Raw genomic sequence first — 17883 nt, 5'->3', positions numbered from 1 at the left:
GCTACTAACCGCTTCAAAGGTCGGATTGCAACTCGAAGGTCGGACAAAAACGCTTGCAATAAGGAAGCTCAAGAAGCTAGAAAGCTGTGAAAGCTACGAACAGCTACCTTTGTTACTACTGCTAATAAATGAAATCAGTGCAAGCCAAGATATTCCCCAGAGCTACGAAAATGACGCTATCAAACCCTTTAAGAAAATAGACGAAACACGTTTAAGCAGGATCTACTTGTACACCATGGACAATTTTTACAAAGACATCAAGCTAAGTGACATTGCCGGTATAGTATACATGGTTCCGAATGCTTTTTGCCACTATTTTAAGTCTCGTACCGGAAGAAGCTATTTTGACTTTCTCATTGAAGTCAGAATCGAACATGCCTGTAAGCTATTGCGTGACGGAAATGAGAGTATCTCTGCCATCTGTACGAGCTCAGGATTTAACAATCTTTCGAACTTCAACCGCTATTTTAAACAGCAAACCGGAAAATCTCCGATTGCCTATCGGCAAGAACATCGGCAATAAAAGTATTGTCATAAATAGCTGCAACTCGTTATCTTTGATATAACCCTACCTGATATAGTCATGCCTGCCAGCAATAACTACGACTCTTCAATCGCCAAGATTTCCAACATTAACTTCAAGCTGATATCTTCTATCATACACAACCATTAAACAGGCACGGGATCTAATTTACATCCGATATTGTGAAAAGCATCTCTATCTTCAGGCTGTTTTTGGTAGCGATAAATAATTAGCTGATAATCAAATCGAATAGTTTTCAATTTGGAAGTATGGTTGTTATTAAAAAAATGAATTAACTTTAATATAGTCTCTTTTTGTTCATTTTAGACAGTAACCGTTATGAAGCTATCCAGTCGCAAAACCAAGTGATGATCCTCAAAATTTATCAATCAATCTAGTCGTAACCGGAGAAAATGAAAATGTCAATGCTATAACTGCCTTACGCAATAAGTTTGAGGCCTGGAAAACAGATGTTAAAAAAGATAGTGCATAAATTTTAGTCTACCATCAATAGTCGTATGGATAGCATAAATCTGTTTTTTATCCAGCGAATTGACCATGGTTACAGACTGAAACTCTGTAAGGGTAATTTGTACTGATTTGACCGAACCTTTAATCTAACAAAGTTCCTCCATGGCGATACCATTATACGGAAGATACTGCAATTCTTTAATAGCTAATTGTTGACCATGTGCATAAATTGCCAGGCACAAGATAAAAATGAATGTTAAATTTTTTATAGTCATCTTTATATTTTAAAACATCGGTGTTATTCCATTACGATTATTATGCTTTCTTTTTTTTTTTAGCCAGCGACCCACAGTAGTAAATACAAGGGAAACAGCAAAGGCAAAAACAACATCTATGAAAAAGTGCCAGGGTGAAATTCCGTTAACTGTCCAATTGAATTAGTTGTTACGAAAAAAACATAGACTGCTTTATGATAAATCACTAATGGGAAACCGAAACTAAGGCTACCATCATTATCTGTATCATTATGATAGCTCAATGCACAAAGAGCTAAAAATACAACTGTGGCATACAATAACCATTTGAGCATTGTTTTCATCATCTATTTTGTAATTGTTAATTTACTTCTATTTCTTTCAGCTTTTCATTTCCATAAAAACAGGAAAATACATCAGTTCTGCTTTAGCCGGATTCAATGTATAAGTTCCGGTATAACGTGGCAATAAGTCAATCTCAAATAAGTGTGCCCCTTTGCTCAGTTTATTGCAAAAGATAACAACGCGATCTTTGAAATGTTCACGATGTGCTTCTTTCCAATAATATCCATTTAATTTGCTCTCATAGGAGCAACCCGCTGGAATTGGCACTTCAATCTGTACATATTCGGCTTCGCCGGTTAACTCTAGCGAAACTTCGAGTTTGACCGGCTTTCCTCTTTAACAAATTACCCTGTCCCGAATTGCCCTTAAATCGTGTAGAGATCTTGAAACCTTTCGTTGTCTCAATAGTAGGATTCGGATTCCAAAAGCGCTGATATGCGGTAACAAATAATGGTCCTGTTCCTCCTTACTAACTTTAACCTGATCTGATGGCGCAAATTTCTGGGTATACGGGAATGTAGTTACACGTTTGCCATTGACTATTGCTACTGGAGCTTGAAAAGTCGTCCCATTGGCTTTCAACAAATCAGGAAGGATGGTTTGTATAATACGTGAAGACTCATATATATTACTCCAACTGCCTTGTTGCCGCTGTGCGAAAAAAAATAGTTTCGTATTTGCTCCAGCACTGACTCTTGCTCCCCAATTGTTTTTAAAACTCGGTATGCCAATAAGGTATTCTCGGTATTAGTCTCATTAGGACGAAGGAATACTCCCAGTTGCTGATCCGCAAGCTGTCTATTCGTCCAATACATTCCTCCTAAAATAGTTTTTGACGCATATTGGAGTACAGTATCAGCAATACCGAGTTCGTTTGTAATCCCCAATTTAGAAATCAACAAAGCACGTAATAATTTATCTTTGATAGTTTTACTTTTTAGCCTTTTATCGATCGCGTAGAAATACTCCTTATAGTTTGCTTTGGGATCCAAACGATTTAGAAAAACCAAGGAACTAAACAAGTTTTCTTTCGCTACCGTTAATCTATCTTTATCTAAAAGCACCTCCAGCGAAGCTAAACTATTTTTAAGATTCAATTCCTCCTGTTCAATATATTTACTTCTATCCAGCACGGTTTTATAACCTGCATCTTCGGCATCCAATAGCACACTGACCACATAATTACTGATCCACGGAGTGGTTTCACTTTGTTCCACCAGCCCCAGCCTCCACTCGTGTTCCTGTTTTTTCGTAATTCCTTTAAGAGACTGAGTATCTTTTTTCCTCTCCAAAAGGTTTGCTCAAAAGAGTCGAAAGCATTTTTTTCGAAAGGAGCGCACTTAATTTAGATGCCAGTTGCTCATTACACAAATATTTATAAGTTCCTATCTGCTCGATTTCCCGTTGGACCAATTCCAATGAATTTGCTTCTGCATGCACTGTAATCTCACCTAATGCAGAGGATGTTTTTAGTTCATAAGGATTGGAATCATTGAGTACTTTAAAATCTCCCTGATGTTGTTCAAGTCCTTTCTCGCAAACAGGAATACTTCGTTTTTCGCCATCAAAGTAACCATTGGAAGTCCAATAGAATAGGAAAGCCGCACACTGTCTCCTTCGGCAACCTGAACAGCGAAGGGATCGCGATATGATTTACCTATTTTTAGTTTCGCTACAGTTGAATTAATCCCATTATTAATGGTCCGGGATACCTCCAAAGTATCTAGTAGATAATTAACGATCCGTCCCATCGCCATAAATCGATCACCCCGAATAGCGAATCGCGGGATAGCCAGATGGGCTGAAACAGCTTTGAAGGATTTAATTTGCAGTTCCTTAGTATCTGTAAAATCTTTTGCCCCTTTAGCGATAAAAAAGTCTTCCAGTTTGTGATATCATCAGGATAGGAAATATCAAAGCTCGCCTTACCCATGGCGTCAGTTGTTAGTTTAGGCTGCCAGAAAGCGTCATCATGAAAATTGACGCGCATGGCATTTACAGATTCCAGGTATGGCATAGTGATGGGTGCTGGCGAAACCGCCGCGCTGCCACTTTTCGTTTGTACCATGATTACGCCATTCGCAGCGCTTGATCCATAAAGTGCAACCATAGACTGATCTCTTATGGTATTCAATGAAGCAATGGTTCCTGGAGCAAGGTTAGAAAGATCCCCGTATAAGGTACTCCATCTACTAATATCAATGGCCGGGCATTTCCGCCAGTATTGCTCCCACGAATGGTCACTCCCGCAACACGTCCCTGTAAGGATTGTGAAATATTATTTTCCATATGCTGTGAGCTGATCGTCGTTACTGATCCTGTCATTGCTTGCTTCCTTTGAATTCCGTAACCTACGACAACCACCTCCTCTAAATTATTTTCAGATGGTCGCAATTCAACAAAATAATCCTTGCCAGTAGAAACCTTTACAATCGAGGCAATATAACCAACTGAGACAATCTCTAGGGTAGCATCGTTTGACTCCGTAAGATTCAATTCAACACTTCCTTCAAAATTCGTAACATATCCTTGCTTCGATCCTTGTACTTTTACTGTCGCACCTATCAGAGGTGTATCACCCTGATATACCAAAACCCTCGTTTGCTGTTTATCCTTACGTTTGGCAATAAAACCTGCCCGATCTAATTTTAGTCCTGTCTCCACTCCCGTTACTTCATACTGAATAGAATCCCGCAACGGATTTGCCACCCGCTGTATAGTGGTTTCATCACGAACAAGTTTGTAAGCTAAAGCGGCAATATCTGATGTTTGGCTCCACGAAATAGCATCTAATTTTAGATAGTTTTTACCATGAGGCTTTAACTTTACTGGTAGGCTGTATGATGTAGAATCATCTTTAACAATATGTACTATAATATCGTTGACAGGCAGGTTATTGAAATTACGTTCAGCGCCATAATACAACCTAAAATAACCGCGATCGGCCTCTTTTGCTGGCTCGATAAAAATCAATGTTGGCTTAACGTCTTTTCTGTCTGAATCCTTTCCCAGGATCAGATTTAGATTAAATACTTTGGACTTTGGGTCTTTTTTATCGTAACAAATTGTGCCAGTCCGCCACTATTTTGCATGAGCTGAGAAAATTTATCGGCTACGTTTTTCCTGATGTCTCCAACCGCCCATATTTTTTCATCGAAAGTCAGTTTTGGCTTAAAATCATAGGCGTCTTTGCGAATATAATTTGCATCCCAGTTTTTGAGTTTTTGATAGTCCCGGTAAAGAGTGTATTGGTACCCGCCTTCAATTTCAAAACGTCCAATTTTTGTCGTATCTACGATTAGCGCAGCTACTTTTGGAATATTATTATATATGTCTGTTCTTGGGAAAGGGCCTACCAATACAGGTAAAGGAACCTGGGTTCTCAACTTATTGTTATAAATGGTATTTGATTCAGGATTTAAATAATAAAGATCACCTGCCGTCTGGATAAAGGCAGGTAGCTCGATCTGCGCGTTTAGATTAGGTAATTGCCAAGCGCCAAAGTTATTCGTTACTGAAATAAGCTGTTTTTTTAGTTCATTGATTTCAGCAGTACCAAGATTTCCGATCTGTTCTTTGGGAAGCATACGTGTTATAATCTGTCCTTGTCGCAATGTCTTGTCCGAATAGGAAAAAACAGTATCTCGCGCAGCATTAAAAGAGGCTACTATTCTTTTTCCTTTTTCAACATAAAAGCCCTTGACAGAGATCTCCCTATCCTTGGTTCTAAAACGGAGATCATGCTGCCCGGGATAAATTGCAAAGATATAATCAGCCTGATGTTGTGTCTGCCTTGAGTAGATCAAAGTACCGTCGATCCATAACATGTGTACCCCTGTACTTGACCATCTACCACGATATACGGAGAAAGTTGGCTTTGATTTCCTGTGAGCGGCCGCGTTGCCTCATAATAATTAGCTGGAAATAGGAATTGATAGAAAGCAATTGTATCCAATTGCATTTCCTTCGACCATCTCGCCCAATCTTTTAATGCTTTATTGTGCTGTATCTGCTCCTCATCCAAGTCAAAGTCGTCATTTTGAATTGGTCTTGCACTCCGCATCAGACCTCCAATGGGAATATTCGGGAATCTGGTATTCTTGAATTTTGAGGTAAAACCATATGCAGTAATGTCAATATCCTTGACCGGCTTACCTGTCATATCTGTTACGGACAACTGTACTTCGGCTTTCTGGCCCGGATAAACTGTTGTTGCTGTATTGATGTCCAGATTCAGTTTTTTCTGTATAAAAGGTAGCTCTTCCTTAATCACCTGTGACCTTCCCCAAAGAGATACGTAATCTGCATACTATAGCCATCGTTTCCTTTTCCGGCAAATGCCTGATTTAATTGAGTTGTATAACCCGAAGCAATGGTTCTTTTTGCCTTGCGTACCTGATACCAAAAAGGGATAGCAGCAGGGTTATGGACATTTAATATCACAGAATCAGCAGCGCGATAAAACCGATAGCTCAATTGTCTTTTTGTTCATCCTCCAGATCTATTGTCTTGGTTATTCCGTTTGTTTCAACAGTTATGCCCGAGGCCTGCCAAGGAAGCGGAATAGTTGCGGGTAGCTTGCTGTTTTCTGTTCTTAAAATTTCACCGCTTTCGCCAAAGACCTGAACTTTTGCAGTTCCTATTTTTTCTATCCCCGCTCAAAATATTTTGCTTCGGCAATTCCATCATTGGTTGAGAGTTGAATTTCCTTTTCTGTTTCCAACACGGAAAGATCAAGTGTTTCGCTATATCGCTCATTATCTGAGCTCAGATAGGTGCCAATTACCTGAAAAGAAAGACCAATATCTGCTGGAAAAATAGTATCGGGCAATATGACTTCTTTTTCAGCTACTTCCGTGAGCGATATGCTTGTATTCCAGAGTGTATCGGGAACAAAATTTACACGATTAGATTTCATACTTGCGGAAAATTGTGGCATGGGCAAAACCGTTAATTCTACCTTGCCATCGTAAATTGGCATATCGTTTTCATTTACAGCTTTTAATTTTAAACGGATACTGTCACCTTTAGCATAAATAGTTTTGTCGGTTTTCATGCTAAAGGTGATGCTTTTTAGCTCATAATCTTCATAATGTAATACTTCTTGATGTAATATTTCTTTGTCTCTGGTCGATTCCAATACAATCTGGTACGATTTATCCAACATAAGTCCTAATCCAGCATTCAGGTCAAAAGAATAGCTATACATTCCCGGACGATATGGTCCGAGCCTAGTCAAAACAGTATCTTTGGCAAATCCATATCCACCCATTAGTCGTACGTTAACTGAATCTCTATAGGGTTTCCATTTCCCTTTTTCGAGATAAGCTTTAAATTTGACCTGATCATTTGGTTTATACATAGGTTTATTAAACACTATAAAACGCTGTGTTCCACGGGGATTTTTCTTACGAAAAATATTACCAATCCGATATTTCGTACGTACCCAGCTATTCTTCAAGCCTCTCCATAGGGATTGTCTATATTTATAGGACGAGTTTTTTCTACACTGAGATAGTGATAAACACCTTTATGTAAAATCTTAACAATATCACCATCGTGAGCATTTTTGGTACTATAGTAACTATGCCTTTTGTCATAGGACATGCGATGTTTGCCTAAATTCAGTTTTGCATCTGTGATCAGCTTGCCCAATGAATCATATAAACAGACCGCAAATTTCTCCCCTGGTATGATTTTAGCATATAGATCATCCACAACAAATTCGCGGTACAGCAGATTGCTTTCCTCAGCCCGAACCTGTACATAGTTCCCCTGGGTAGATCTACTCGCCTTTCTTCTTTTTTAGTTTTAAGTACAAAATCTGTAAGCATCGACTCTTCAAATTTCACTTTATCAATATGGATCTTTTTTAAAACTTCAGGGCTGAGTTTATAAATGTAATATTCAGAAGATCGGCGTTTGCCGTCAAACAAATTAGTTTGGCCAAGCAAGGCTGTTGAATAAAAAAATGCTAAAAGGCTAATTGCGAAGAGTCTCCAGTTCATATTTAATGCTATTGGCTATAGTTTATTTAAAAATAAAGAAATTAAATCAAACAAACTTATTGATTTAGTTTCGCTCAATTCGATTTTTTCAAGAAAGGGATGCAGCAAATTTTCAAATTCCACAACGACAAAAAAATATTTTTTTGAAGACCTAATATAACAACCTAAACCTGTCAAGTTCGATAGCTTAAAAAAGAGGAACAATAAAGTCCATTCATTACCAGAAAAGCCCACATTAAAAATATCTAACTCATAATCTGCCCTGTACAACGAATGTAAGCAGAATACTTGCAAGATATCGCTGAGGTTTATATATTTGCGACATCAAAGAAATCCTAATGCGGAAGTGGCGTAATTGGTAGCCGCACCAGACTTAGGATCTGGCGCCGCAAGGCGTGGGGGTTCGAGTCCCTTCTTCCGCACTTAAATCCTCCTGAGTATAAAATCTCAGGAGGATTTTTTTATTTTAGAATATCCCAGAATTATCTGAGCCACCCTACTGCCTTAATCTATCTCTTATTCAATAAGATATTTTGAATTACGATAAAACCCAATAAGGCGAACAATTACAAAACTAAATTCATTATATTAGTGTTAATACTATTAACTTAATAACCTAATTATTAGCTATAACCGATTTGGATATGAACCTTTTATTTTTAAACATTGGAACCCAAGAACTCATTCTTCTCCTCTTGTTTATTCCGCAGTTCTTGGTCATTTATACACTATACAATATTGTTACCAACAATAAGTTTACTAATGACAAGAAACTTCTTTGGGTTGTGGTTGTTTTCCTTTTCAATATTATCGGCAGTATCTTATACTGGATGATTGAAACAAAAAAGCCAGAAGCTTATTAACAATAAATAGCCATTCTCGACAACTATTGACATACTGGTGTCATCGTCGAATTTATCTTTGAGGTATTCAACTAAAATAATATTATCATGGCATTATTACACGCGTACTTAAATTTCAATGGCAATTGCGAAGAAGCATTTGACTTTTACAAAACAGTATTTAATACTCCACTAATGGGCGTTCATCGTTTCGGCGACATGCCTGCGGATCCCGAACATCCTATTGCAGAAGCTGATAAGGATAAAATTATGCATACTGCACTCAATATTAACGATTCGGTTATGCTAATGGGCTCAGATTGTTTGGAGAGTTTCGGACAGAAAGCGACCTTTGGAACAGGCAGTTATTTGATGTTGGACGCTCAATCTGCAACAGAGGCAACAGAACTTTATGATAAACTTTCGGCAGGCGCCCAAACTATGGAAATGCCTTTGGGCGAGCAGTTTTTCGCCGAATTATTTGCGTCCTTTCAGGATAAATTCGGCATTGCATGGATGATCCACTTTGAAGGCAATAAAAAATGGGAGCATAAGGAATCCCTTCAAACAATACAGCTAAACATATACGGTCTATTACTCTATTTCCTGCAAATACATCGTTTGTGGGGAATGGATTAATAGTTATTTGCACTTGGTTCGGGAGTTAAAATATCATCAGACCTCTCTCTGAGTTGTTCCACCAATAAAACCACATAGGCGTATAGCGACAAACTGTATTATTAATAGGATGATAAGATAACCAACTGGTTTTCCTAAAAAAGGCCAATTGCTATTTTTATCATTCCTGAAACAAGAATGACCATCATAAAGTAAAATGTTGTGTTCGAACCAGTCTGCCGTAAATAGTTAAGACTAAAAACTGAAAGGTAAAATCCGGATAAAAGGATCAAATAAAACTTTAAAAATTCAGGTCCTTTCAAAGAAAATGGATTGTAAGTTTGATGGTTTATTACAAGCCAGATCATACTTATTACAATTGTGGCCGAGTGAAATAGTATTCTTTTCATCTGTCTGAATTATTTGTTCATCAATTATTTTTAGATAAGGTATTATTCATGGGCTCAATCGTTCAGCTCACTTGGCTCAGGTTGCCTTCAGCGGTATAAATTCAGGTCTTAACCTCCACAGCCCCCGCAACCGCCACAGCCACCGCAGCCACCACCACAACTTCCACCTCCGCTACAGCTTCCCCTGTAGTAGCACAACTTCCGCCATCAGAATTAGTATTGTTACCATTTTTTGGATTTTTCGTGATAGTACCACCAAAAATCCAGGAGAAAAAACCTAGCAAGAAGAAGATACTAATCACCAACACAATCATGGCTGCCAACGTATTAATCACTTCTCCTAGGCAAGACGTCATCATCAACAGCAGCGCAAAAAGGGAACCAGCTTTAATCTTTTAAACCAACTCAGTCCCGAAGGTTTCAGATTATTATTCCAAATATCTTGGGGTGCATCTTGATTAAAAATTTCTCTATAGCTGGCCAACGTATCTCCGAACCATTTTTTGTGCCTACTTTTTCTGTGACGCCACCTTTTGATGGGTGATGATGTAACTTTCTTTTCAAAATCTCCGGACAGAATTCCTCCCAATAGTTTTGAGTATACATAAGATGCATATGCCAGACTTTATCTACGGTTTCACTTGGTGAAGCACCGTCCGGCAAAATACAGCAGAGATAGACAAACTTCTTATACTCTTCTATCGCTTTTTTTTGTAAAGTCCAAAGTCCAGTTTTCTTCTTTGGCCAGTTTCTTTGAAAAAGGAAGATCAACATCTGGACTGTCTAACGAAAACTTCTGAAGCCTGCTCCAGAGAGAATCGTTCTGTAGTATGGTGTTTGTTTCCATTGTTTTAAATTTTAAGTTCTATTTCTTATTCAAATATGCTTTGATTAGAAAATATAAAAGTCCTACAACAGTCTCTTTATGTTGTAAATAAATCTTAAATTAGTCTTATACAAAGACGGATGAAAAAGAAGATATCCTGCATCTTGAGAAATTAATGAATTTTCTGAGCATGCATTTTTTGAAGAAAAATCATTGGGAAGATGTCACAAAAACCGAATGGTCTTACATCGTTGCAGAGCTTAATGAATTAATTATCAAGGACAATACAGAAAAAAGCATCACCAAAGAACCTGAAATACTGGGTTCCAACTATCTTTATGAACACCTGATAATCAACAAACTAAAGAAGTATTACCAGAATAAGACCACCATTCTAAGCAAACCTAATTTAGCAAAACTGAGCTTAATCGTCAGAGTTTTAGGCTATGCAAATTATATTGATTTTATTAATTCAAATACGGAAGCATTTAATTTTAATGATCTACGGATTAATATGAACAATGCAAAGCAGAACACATTGCTTTTGGATCGGTTGGTGGGATGCTGGTATTCCTATAACAGGAATCTTCCAGACAATATTCTACAGGCTAAAGAGGATCGGATATGGCGTTCCGCGATGGAGATCTACAAGTCTGAAACTTCTGATGAATATTTTATTGAACGAAGTGGTGGTGATCATCACAAATATTTTGGGAAGGTAACAGCATATTCAGACTTTGTCTTTATCATAATGAACAGCAATACATTTATTCGTCAGCGGCATTTTATTTCAAGAATAAAAGACATCAATGAAAAGCTTAAAAACCCAGAATATAAGCTCTTTGAATTGCATTTTATAAGTACCTGTATCAGCTTTAATCAGGAACCGATTGCGCTATTTGAGATATTTCAAAAGCAGAAAGAAAGACCTTTATCTCCGATTCGATCAGCTTCCCCATTGACAGCGATGAAATTCCTCAATCTATTTTAAGGCAGCTTGAAGATACTGAGGCAAACAGAATAGATTACAGATAGGTATTAGGTGGGATGATATCCGGAAGGTAATACCTCAAATTGGTGTTCAGTATCTTTCAAAAAAATCAGCATGGAATCTTCCATGCTGATTTTTTTCAATCGCTGTGCGTGTTAGCTCCACAGATTCAAAATTGTTGTTATAACTTAAGCTGACCAGTCGAAAGGTTTTGTACAGGGTCGCACTCAAATTTTAATACCTTACCCAGGCTCTTTGCTTTTTTACCTTTTTTACAAACACGTAAGCTAGGTCTAAATATTCTTCAACTTCCTTTCCACTTTCATCTCTACCTTTTAATATGACAGAATAATATTTTCCATCGCTATCTTTTTTAAAAACACCTCGTTAACGGTAACTTTTTCGGTGTTTCATTATCACAACAGCTGCACCACAAAACAACAACTGCTTCCTTCTTGAGATATCCAACAGCTTTCTCGGCCTGCGCCTGTGTTAGTGCCGAAAGTTGATCTGCTTTTGAAAAAAAAGCAGTGCAGAGCAATACAAAAAATAAAATGGTCTTTTTCATCTATTTAAATTTGTCTTTTAATTGTATAGAAACTTTTCAATTTTTTAAAGAATAAGTTAAGCAAATACTATGCCCTTTAATAGTAAAAACGCTGCCCCCTCTCCACAAATTAAATATGCATTATTATAATTACTTTTCCCAAACCAAAGCACTGGCTCCTAGAATGGCTGCATCTGCTTCCTCCAGTTCACTGAAAACCAGTTTCACCTTATTTCTAAATAAAGGAAAAGATTTCTTTCCATGTGCAACTTTGCAGGTTTTAAAATAAAATCACCAGCTTTTATTACCCCACCAAACAGCAAAATAGCTTCTGGAGAGGAGAACATCACAAAATTTGCCAATGCTTCCCCCAGTTTCTGACCAGTATACCTAAAGACTTCAATGGCAATGGGGTCACCTTTTTCCGCACATTTATGAACAGTTTTGGAGTTGATGGCGTCTTCGGGATATTGATTCAGCATTGACTCCGGAAATTCAGCTCTCATTTTTTCGCAGTAATTGTGATTCCCGTTGCAGACGCATAGGCTTCCAGACTTCCTTCAGAACCCGTGCTCCAATGCTTTCTTCCTCCAGGTTTGACGATCGTATGCCCCAGTTCTCCTGCAAATCCATCATGTCCATAAATAAGCTTCCCGCCAGCAACAATGCCGCTTCCAACACCTGTTCCTAAAGTGATCATAATAAAATCCTTCATTCCTCTTGCTGCACCAAAAGCATTTCACCATAGGCTGCGGCATTTGCATCGTTGGTGATTGTACAGGGAATATTGAATTTGGCAGTCATTAAATCACTAAATCGAATCACGCCTTTCCAGGGAAGATTAGGGGCATGGTCTATTGTCCCAGTATAATAATTCGCATCGGGAGCACCAACTCCAATTCCATCAAAGTTCTCTTCACCACCAAACATTTCGATAAAAGGATGGGCTTTCTCATACAAAGCGTCTATAAACGCTTCAACATGTTCATAATCATTCGTTCTTATACTTCCTTTTTCAAGTACCTCACCCCGATGATTGACTACCCCAAATTTCGTATTGGTACCTCCGATATCTATGCCTAGCGCTACACGTTTTGATAAATCTATTAATGACATTACTATTCCTTGTTTCTAAGTTTTAAACTTAGAAAAGATAGTATTTTATAGTGAATTAAACAAGGGATTCGTGTACCAGTTTGGATACTGACGATGAAACAATCGAATACAATGATGGTCTGTTTAAACAGATATTACAATAACAGCCTGTCGATTGTCGATGCTAGTTCGATTATTTAAGATCATGAGCCTGGTTTTTAACGCGTCGAGTTCGACGCGTTAAAAACCAGGCTCATGTATAGATCGTGCTTTATGTCTCTAGTTCGTATTTTCAACATAATAAAGATCTGAAAAGATCTTTGCTAGCTTTGAAGGATCTTCTCGCCAGGTATTGTACATCCCTTGCCCCATCTCATCAGGCACAATATCAAGTTTACCCTTAGATACATATTCCAATATTTTTAAGGCTGTGCTATCCGGATCCGGCATATCCCAATCACTCCCTTTGTTCATATCCGTATCAATTGCTCCGGGATTGACCGCAAAACAGCAATCTCCTCTCTCGCCAATTCGATTCTGACAGACTGTGTTGCTGAAAAGAGGGCTGCTTTTGAAGCAGCATATCCCGCAATAGATGGTAAGGGTGAATAAGCTGCAATCGAAACAATGTTGATCATTTTTGATGGCTTATTTTTTCTCAGAATAGGTGCAAACGCACGCATCATCTTTATTGTTCCAAAATAATTCCCTTCATATCGTTATCCATTCCCGACAGGTCGCCATCCAAAATATTTCCTGCACTTAAAACGCCCGCATTATTGATAAGGATTTCAGTATCCTGAGTGGCAGCTGCAATCGTTGCGATCTGCTGATCATCTGTTATATCCAAGGACAATGGTACGACACGGCTATCATCAAATAACGGCATTGTGCTCAAATTCCTACAGGTAGCATATATCTTTCCTGCCCCATTGTTTAGCAGCGCGTCTACAAGCGCCCTACCTATCCCTCTGTTGGCTCCCGTGATCAGGATGACCTTATCTTTAAAAATCTGCATATCGATTGATGTATTAGTTAATACAAATCTATCTGGATAGATAAAAGATAAAATCCGAAACTTGCTACATTTGTTATTCTTCACTTTGAAGTCAATAAAAATTCCTCCAAAAAAATCGAGCATTAAAGATCACAGCACTGATTTTGGTCACCTGCGTTTTTTGATCCTATTTTTTAAAGTCCAAACCTGCGTTTTTTTATCATATTGACCTGATTTATCATTTTGCTTCAAATCCGTTAGTTTATAATCTCTGCATGGATCAGCTTCATCAATTTTAGCTGTATAGTTTATTCTGTCTATTACACCGGGTTTGAGTTGTATATAGAACGTTCCATTTTCCATTTTTTCTAAATTAACGGCAATAAACTTTTGCCTTCTGTTTATTGTAAAAGAAAGGGAAATATGTTGGTCGTTTGGCGCTATTTTATATATTTTAATTCCTTCGGCAGGATAAAGCGGGTTGTCACTAAAAATTAAATCCTTTCCATTTTCATTTAGGTAATTAATGTTGCTTACCATTGGAATATAAATCTCGGCACAGTATACGTTATCGTCATTGCTTTTACAAGCTCCAACAGTAATAAAAACTAGGGATAGGAGGAATAATTTTAGATATTTTTTCATCTGTATAAATTTGTTTTTAGTTGTAATGAAGCTATCAGATTTATTCATAGAGTGTATGCTTTATGCGGCATTCATGAGCTCGCTTCACTCGGTTTGAATAAATCATGATGGTTTCATAATACATCTATTTGATTAGCATAATATCAAACGCCAGTTTCCATTGATTCGCTACAACATGAAGTAACAGATAGATACACCCCGTCAATAGCCCCTGCAATAAAGTTGAAGCTGTTGATTGAAAATTATTTGTGGCAATTACGTAATCTTAATATTTCTCTATATATTCAATATTTAAATAAACAGATGTTTATTTAACAAGATTAACTCCCTACCATTTAGAGGTCTGGGAAGTGGCTAAGCCTACCATTTTATCCGACATTTAACACAAAAAAATACAACAAAAAGTTAACTATGTTAAAAAGCTTACCTTCCAGGTCATTATTGGTTGTTTTGACAGTTTCACTCTCACCTCATTATAAAATGTATTCACTGATTCCATTCCAGTCTGAGAACTATCATGATAGGACACATATCTTCGGAGTTGAAGCTGGTTTAATCTTTAACATTCGCAAATAAAATAATAGCACTACAGTTTAGTAGCTTTTAGCTTCTAACCCCATGTGTAGGATAGGGTATTCTTTACCCTGTCCGTCCAATGCGGACCTTTCAAGAACTTTAAATCCGATATGCTTGTAGAAATCCACGGCTTGGATATTTTGCTCATTTACATCTACTTTAGCCACCTCCAGATGTTTTATTGCATGATAAATCAGTTGTTTACCAATTCCTCTACCACGAAAATCATTGTGAATAAATAACATTTCCAGGTTCTCTCCAGCAATTCCCATAAACGCAACTAATACGCCATTTTCCTCATAGCCCAACAGCACAACATGCTCAAAATAGGTTGGAATTTGCGCCTTATAATAATTAAAATCCTCCTCTTTCAGAAAATCATGTGTGTTCAACACAGCACTCTCCCATATTTGGATCAGATTTTGATAATCGCTCGTTTCAATTTTTCTAATCATACCTGTAAATTTTGAAGGGTAAAAAAGCACCCCCCCCATTCATTGTAATTTAAAATAAAATTCTTTAGAATAAAATTACAATTATAGCTATATTTCATCTGTATAAATTTGTTTGTTCATTCGTCAATTTTCCCTTTAAGGCATTCATGCTGCCTTCGTCGGCTTCAATTGTGATGAAGTGATCAGATTGATTCATAAAATAAATTATCTCTATGGCAAGCCTCAAAACATTCATTCATAAAAAAACTTGGATTTTCAGTTTTTTAGCATTTGTTTTTAGCTTAAATGCATTTGCACAGCAAGTACCCAAAACCTATTATGCGACACTGTCTGAGGGAGTGAAACTTTATGAAAGTCCCAGCGAACAAGCAAATGTCCTAACGATCGTCACCTATGGTTCTAAAGTGACCTTCAATAATTCAGATGTAGATAAGCTGACCATGCTAGACAATTCAGTGGTCGTAAATGGAGCAAGAACTTATTGGATGAAAGTAACACATAATAATGTCAAGGGGTATGTTATAAAAGATAATTTGGCAACCATACAGCCACCGAAGGAGAATACGGATAAGCTTTCTGATTGGTTGAAACAATTCGCTCAACCCTTCGGCAATAAATGGGAAAGTGGCAAAATAGCTGAATCCTTGAGCGAAAGTGAACATGACAATTACATTTCAAGGCAAATATTTCAAAACGGAATACTTCTAACGGTGACCTCAGGTTATGACGTAAATTCCTCGGAGACTGTGCAGATACCAAATACCAATATATTCGCAGTTTATAACCTGATACAACATATCGGAAGTTTTAAATCGGTTTTTAAATTAAATACAGTACTGCGTGAAGGGACATCTAGTTTTAAAGATAGCGAAGGCAACGAATATAAATGGGAGGTCTTCTATCAGAAAGGAGAAGAAATTGAAGACAAAATCCTACAGTCAGTTGTAATAACCTGGAACAATGGAAATAACAATACACTCAAAATATCCACGCTTGGTAATGATATTGTTGTTTTTATGAAACCACACTGTAAATTCTGTTACGATCCAGTATAATTTTTAAAATATGATAAACCTGAATTACAGTCTTTTTCCCGTTTCATCGGTATCTTAGTATCCCTTGCTCCAATGACCGGAAGCGCTCAAGTACCATCTTTCTATCTGGTTACTCCGTTTGAGATCGAAGGTTATTTCACAAAGACAATATTCCCGTTTAACCCAACTTTTATGAAGGAAAATAGGGTAAAAAATGCAACCCTCAAAAGTCAGGAAAATGGAATTGCCAATCACTATGCATTTGATTCCAATGGTCTTTTGGCGAGCATAAGTATGACCCGATTCAATAAAGAAAAAATAGATACTGTTTTTTATACAGCATATCACTATAATACCAATGGTCTTGTCGCTAGAGAAGCGAGAATTGATTATCATAATGGCACCGTAAAAATAAAGCTGTATGGGTATGACGAAAAAAATCGAATTGACAATATCAGTATCTTTTCCTTGAACGCTCAAATGCCCAATAGAACACAAAATAATGATTGGATGGGCGAACCTGTTCCCGGTTTAGATCAAATCATTCTCAAAGGATCTTGGCCGGATGAAAATCTATTAAACAACATGATCAATGAAAATAAGTTTTCTTCCTGGCGATATCGTTATTTTACAGAGAATAAATTTGAGGCAGAGGAACGTACAGAATTCTTCGATTTTGTAAAAAATGGGGTAGTCAAGATACCTGTCACCAAAAGATAACGTATTATTATCTAAATAATCAACCTATTGTTCAATTTCTCCATGCTGGTTGTGCTGCCAAGACCATACCCTCCGAACAATATGATTTTAAAGATGGACTTCTATTGGCAATAAATGAAACAAATGCCAGTATTGAGCCTAGAAATGAAAAATATACCTATGACAAAAACAAAAATCTGGTATTGATGGAAAATAGCTGGAATGGGCAAAAAGTCAGCGAGTTGATTATGACGTATAATAAAAAGGCTTTCTAACGACAATACAACGAAAATCTGAAACAGCTAAAATGGCTCATTATTTTGAAGATCGCATCCTCGATCTGAGCTACTCCTTCTATTGAAAAATAACATCATATTAACCGGTTTCGTTGAAATATCCCTTCAAAAATCTTTAGATAGATATCACCACGAATTGGTCGACCTTAATTTAAATTTGCAGTTCTGTATTCCCCGGAGTTTTCCGATTGTCTTTTGAAAAACCTATTAAAATGTTGTGGGTATTTGAATCCGAGTTCAAACGCTATCTC

24 protein-coding genes, 1 tRNA gene and 2 pseudogenes are annotated in these 17883 nt (G+C 37.3%); 8 read left to right on the top strand and 19 right to left on the bottom strand.

What is annotated here, in order from left to right:
* The first annotated feature begins 25 nt into the window (after nucleotides 1–25).
* Entirely contained in the window at nucleotides 26–523 is a 498-nt protein-coding gene (locus KUH03_RS30885) for an AraC family transcriptional regulator (protein WP_257088188.1), read from the top strand.
* Between the two features lie 1106 nt (nucleotides 524–1629).
* On the opposite strand, the pseudogene KUH03_RS30880 reads toward KUH03_RS30885, so the two are convergent.
* The 10 genes and pseudogenes from KUH03_RS30880 to KUH03_RS30835 form a co-directional block, all read right to left on the bottom strand.
* Nucleotides 1630–1914, bottom strand: a pseudogene (locus KUH03_RS30880) (hypothetical protein); the annotation flags it as partial.
* Nucleotides 1915–2171: 257 nt separating this feature from the next.
* Nucleotides 2172–2810: a hypothetical protein gene (locus KUH03_RS30875; protein WP_257088187.1), complete on the bottom strand. Its 639-nt coding sequence runs from the start codon at nucleotides 2808–2810 to the stop codon at nucleotides 2172–2174.
* A 252-nt stretch (nucleotides 2811–3062) separates the two neighbouring features.
* Complete coding sequence (locus KUH03_RS30870; RefSeq protein WP_257088186.1) at nucleotides 3063–3344, bottom strand: hypothetical protein; 282 nt, start codon at nucleotides 3342–3344, stop codon at nucleotides 3063–3065.
* Nucleotides 3317–3727, bottom strand: a complete 411-nt coding sequence (locus tag KUH03_RS30865; protein WP_257088185.1) for an alpha-2-macroglobulin family protein — start codon at nucleotides 3725–3727, stop codon at nucleotides 3317–3319. Before KUH03_RS30865 ends, KUH03_RS30870 begins: the two co-directional genes overlap by 28 nt.
* Nucleotides 3724–4566 (bottom strand): carboxypeptidase-like regulatory domain-containing protein, encoded by an 843-nt coding sequence (locus tag KUH03_RS30860; RefSeq protein WP_257088184.1) that lies wholly within the window; start codon nucleotides 4564–4566, stop codon nucleotides 3724–3726. Before KUH03_RS30860 ends, KUH03_RS30865 begins: the two co-directional genes overlap by 4 nt.
* A 47-nt stretch (nucleotides 4567–4613) precedes the next feature.
* Nucleotides 4614–5420: a hypothetical protein gene (locus tag KUH03_RS30855; protein ID WP_257088183.1), complete on the bottom strand. Its 807-nt coding sequence runs from the start codon at nucleotides 5418–5420 to the stop codon at nucleotides 4614–4616.
* The gene (locus KUH03_RS30850) at nucleotides 5396–5866 is read right to left on the bottom strand and encodes a hypothetical protein (RefSeq protein WP_257088182.1); all 471 of its coding nucleotides are present in this window, start codon (nucleotides 5864–5866) and stop codon (nucleotides 5396–5398) included. The genes KUH03_RS30855 and KUH03_RS30850 overlap by 25 nt, the downstream gene beginning before the upstream one ends.
* Entirely contained in the window at nucleotides 5863–6036 is a 174-nt protein-coding gene (locus tag KUH03_RS30845) for a hypothetical protein (protein ID WP_257088181.1), read from the bottom strand. Before KUH03_RS30845 ends, KUH03_RS30850 begins: the two co-directional genes overlap by 4 nt.
* Before the next feature lie 205 nt (nucleotides 6037–6241).
* Entirely contained in the window at nucleotides 6242–7054 is an 813-nt protein-coding gene (locus tag KUH03_RS30840) for a hypothetical protein (RefSeq protein WP_257088180.1), read from the bottom strand.
* Nucleotides 7051–7311, bottom strand: a complete 261-nt coding sequence (locus KUH03_RS30835; protein ID WP_257088179.1) for a hypothetical protein — start codon at nucleotides 7309–7311, stop codon at nucleotides 7051–7053. Before KUH03_RS30835 ends, KUH03_RS30840 begins: the two co-directional genes overlap by 4 nt.
* A gap of 630 nt (nucleotides 7312–7941) precedes the next feature.
* On the opposite strand from KUH03_RS30835, the gene KUH03_RS30830 reads away from it, so the two are divergent.
* The 3 genes from KUH03_RS30830 (at nucleotide 7942) to KUH03_RS30820 (ending at nucleotide 9082) form a co-directional block, all read left to right on the top strand.
* A tRNA-Leu gene (locus KUH03_RS30830) sits at nucleotides 7942–8023 on the top strand.
* A gap of 222 nt (nucleotides 8024–8245) precedes the next feature.
* Nucleotides 8246–8464, top strand: a complete 219-nt coding sequence (locus KUH03_RS30825) for a PLDc N-terminal domain-containing protein (RefSeq protein ID WP_120258917.1) — start codon at nucleotides 8246–8248, stop codon at nucleotides 8462–8464.
* Nucleotides 8465–8551: 87 nt separating this feature from the next.
* Nucleotides 8552–9082, top strand: a complete 531-nt coding sequence (locus KUH03_RS30820; RefSeq protein WP_257088178.1) for a VOC family protein — start codon at nucleotides 8552–8554, stop codon at nucleotides 9080–9082.
* A 490-nt stretch (nucleotides 9083–9572) separates the two neighbouring features.
* Here the strand turns inward: KUH03_RS30820 and KUH03_RS30815 are convergent, their stop codons facing one another.
* Both KUH03_RS30815 and KUH03_RS30810 read right to left on the bottom strand, forming a co-directional pair.
* On the bottom strand, nucleotides 9573–9830 hold the full coding sequence (locus KUH03_RS30815; RefSeq protein ID WP_257088177.1) for a hypothetical protein: 258 nt from the start codon (nucleotides 9828–9830) through the stop codon (nucleotides 9573–9575).
* A gap of 61 nt (nucleotides 9831–9891) precedes the next feature.
* Nucleotides 9892–10245 (bottom strand): hypothetical protein, encoded by a 354-nt coding sequence (locus tag KUH03_RS30810; RefSeq protein WP_257088176.1) that lies wholly within the window; start codon nucleotides 10243–10245, stop codon nucleotides 9892–9894.
* 227 nt (nucleotides 10246–10472) lie between these two features.
* Here KUH03_RS30810 and KUH03_RS30805 point away from each other — a divergent pair, with 227 nt between their 5' ends.
* Entirely contained in the window at nucleotides 10473–11288 is an 816-nt protein-coding gene (locus KUH03_RS30805) for a hypothetical protein (protein WP_257088175.1), read from the top strand.
* Nucleotides 11289–12059: 771 nt separating this feature from the next.
* Here KUH03_RS30805 and KUH03_RS30800 read toward each other — a convergent pair.
* From KUH03_RS30800 to KUH03_RS30765, 7 genes and pseudogenes are all read right to left on the bottom strand, one after another.
* The gene (locus KUH03_RS30800) at nucleotides 12060–12341 is read right to left on the bottom strand and encodes an ROK family protein (RefSeq protein WP_257088174.1); all 282 of its coding nucleotides are present in this window, start codon (nucleotides 12339–12341) and stop codon (nucleotides 12060–12062) included.
* Nucleotides 12338–12951: pseudogene (locus KUH03_RS30790) on the bottom strand (ROK family protein). The gene KUH03_RS30800 and the pseudogene KUH03_RS30790 overlap by 4 nt, the downstream one beginning before the upstream one ends.
* 258 nt (nucleotides 12952–13209) lie before the next feature.
* Nucleotides 13210–13404, bottom strand: coding sequence for a hypothetical protein (locus KUH03_RS30785; RefSeq protein WP_257088171.1), 195 nt, complete (start codon nucleotides 13402–13404; stop codon nucleotides 13210–13212).
* Nucleotides 13401–13616, bottom strand: a complete 216-nt coding sequence (locus tag KUH03_RS30780) for an SDR family NAD(P)-dependent oxidoreductase (RefSeq protein ID WP_257088170.1) — start codon at nucleotides 13614–13616, stop codon at nucleotides 13401–13403. The genes KUH03_RS30785 and KUH03_RS30780 overlap by 4 nt, the downstream gene beginning before the upstream one ends.
* Nucleotides 13617–13618: 2 nt before the next feature.
* Nucleotides 13619–13948 carry an SDR family NAD(P)-dependent oxidoreductase gene (locus tag KUH03_RS30775; RefSeq protein ID WP_257088169.1) on the bottom strand — a complete coding sequence of 110 codons (330 nt, stop codon included), beginning with the start codon at nucleotides 13946–13948 and terminating at the stop codon, nucleotides 13619–13621.
* 147 nt (nucleotides 13949–14095) lie between these two features.
* On the bottom strand, nucleotides 14096–14572 hold the full coding sequence (locus tag KUH03_RS30770) for a hypothetical protein (protein ID WP_257088168.1): 477 nt from the start codon (nucleotides 14570–14572) through the stop codon (nucleotides 14096–14098).
* A gap of 593 nt (nucleotides 14573–15165) precedes the next feature.
* Nucleotides 15166–15603 carry a GNAT family N-acetyltransferase gene (locus KUH03_RS30765; protein WP_257088167.1) on the bottom strand — a complete coding sequence of 146 codons (438 nt, stop codon included), beginning with the start codon at nucleotides 15601–15603 and terminating at the stop codon, nucleotides 15166–15168.
* Between the two features lie 212 nt (nucleotides 15604–15815).
* On the opposite strand from KUH03_RS30765, the gene KUH03_RS30760 reads away from it, so the two are divergent.
* From KUH03_RS30760 to KUH03_RS30750, 3 genes are all read left to right on the top strand, one after another.
* Nucleotides 15816–16658: an SH3 domain-containing protein gene (locus KUH03_RS30760; RefSeq protein ID WP_257088166.1), complete on the top strand. Its 843-nt coding sequence runs from the start codon at nucleotides 15816–15818 to the stop codon at nucleotides 16656–16658.
* A 72-nt stretch (nucleotides 16659–16730) separates the two neighbouring features.
* A complete protein-coding gene (locus KUH03_RS30755) occupies nucleotides 16731–17357 on the top strand; it encodes a hypothetical protein (protein WP_257088165.1) in 627 nt (208 codons plus the stop codon).
* A 104-nt stretch (nucleotides 17358–17461) separates the two neighbouring features.
* Nucleotides 17462–17611, top strand: a complete 150-nt coding sequence (locus KUH03_RS30750; protein WP_257088164.1) for a hypothetical protein — start codon at nucleotides 17462–17464, stop codon at nucleotides 17609–17611.
* Nucleotides 17612–17883 lie beyond the last annotated feature (272 nt).

This window comes from Sphingobacterium sp. E70, assembly GCF_019285695.1.
GTDB lineage: Bacteria > Bacteroidota > Bacteroidia > Sphingobacteriales > Sphingobacteriaceae > Sphingobacterium > Sphingobacterium detergens.
The sequence above is the reverse complement of the archived record's forward strand: the minus strand, read 5'-3'. Positions and strand labels throughout refer to the sequence as shown.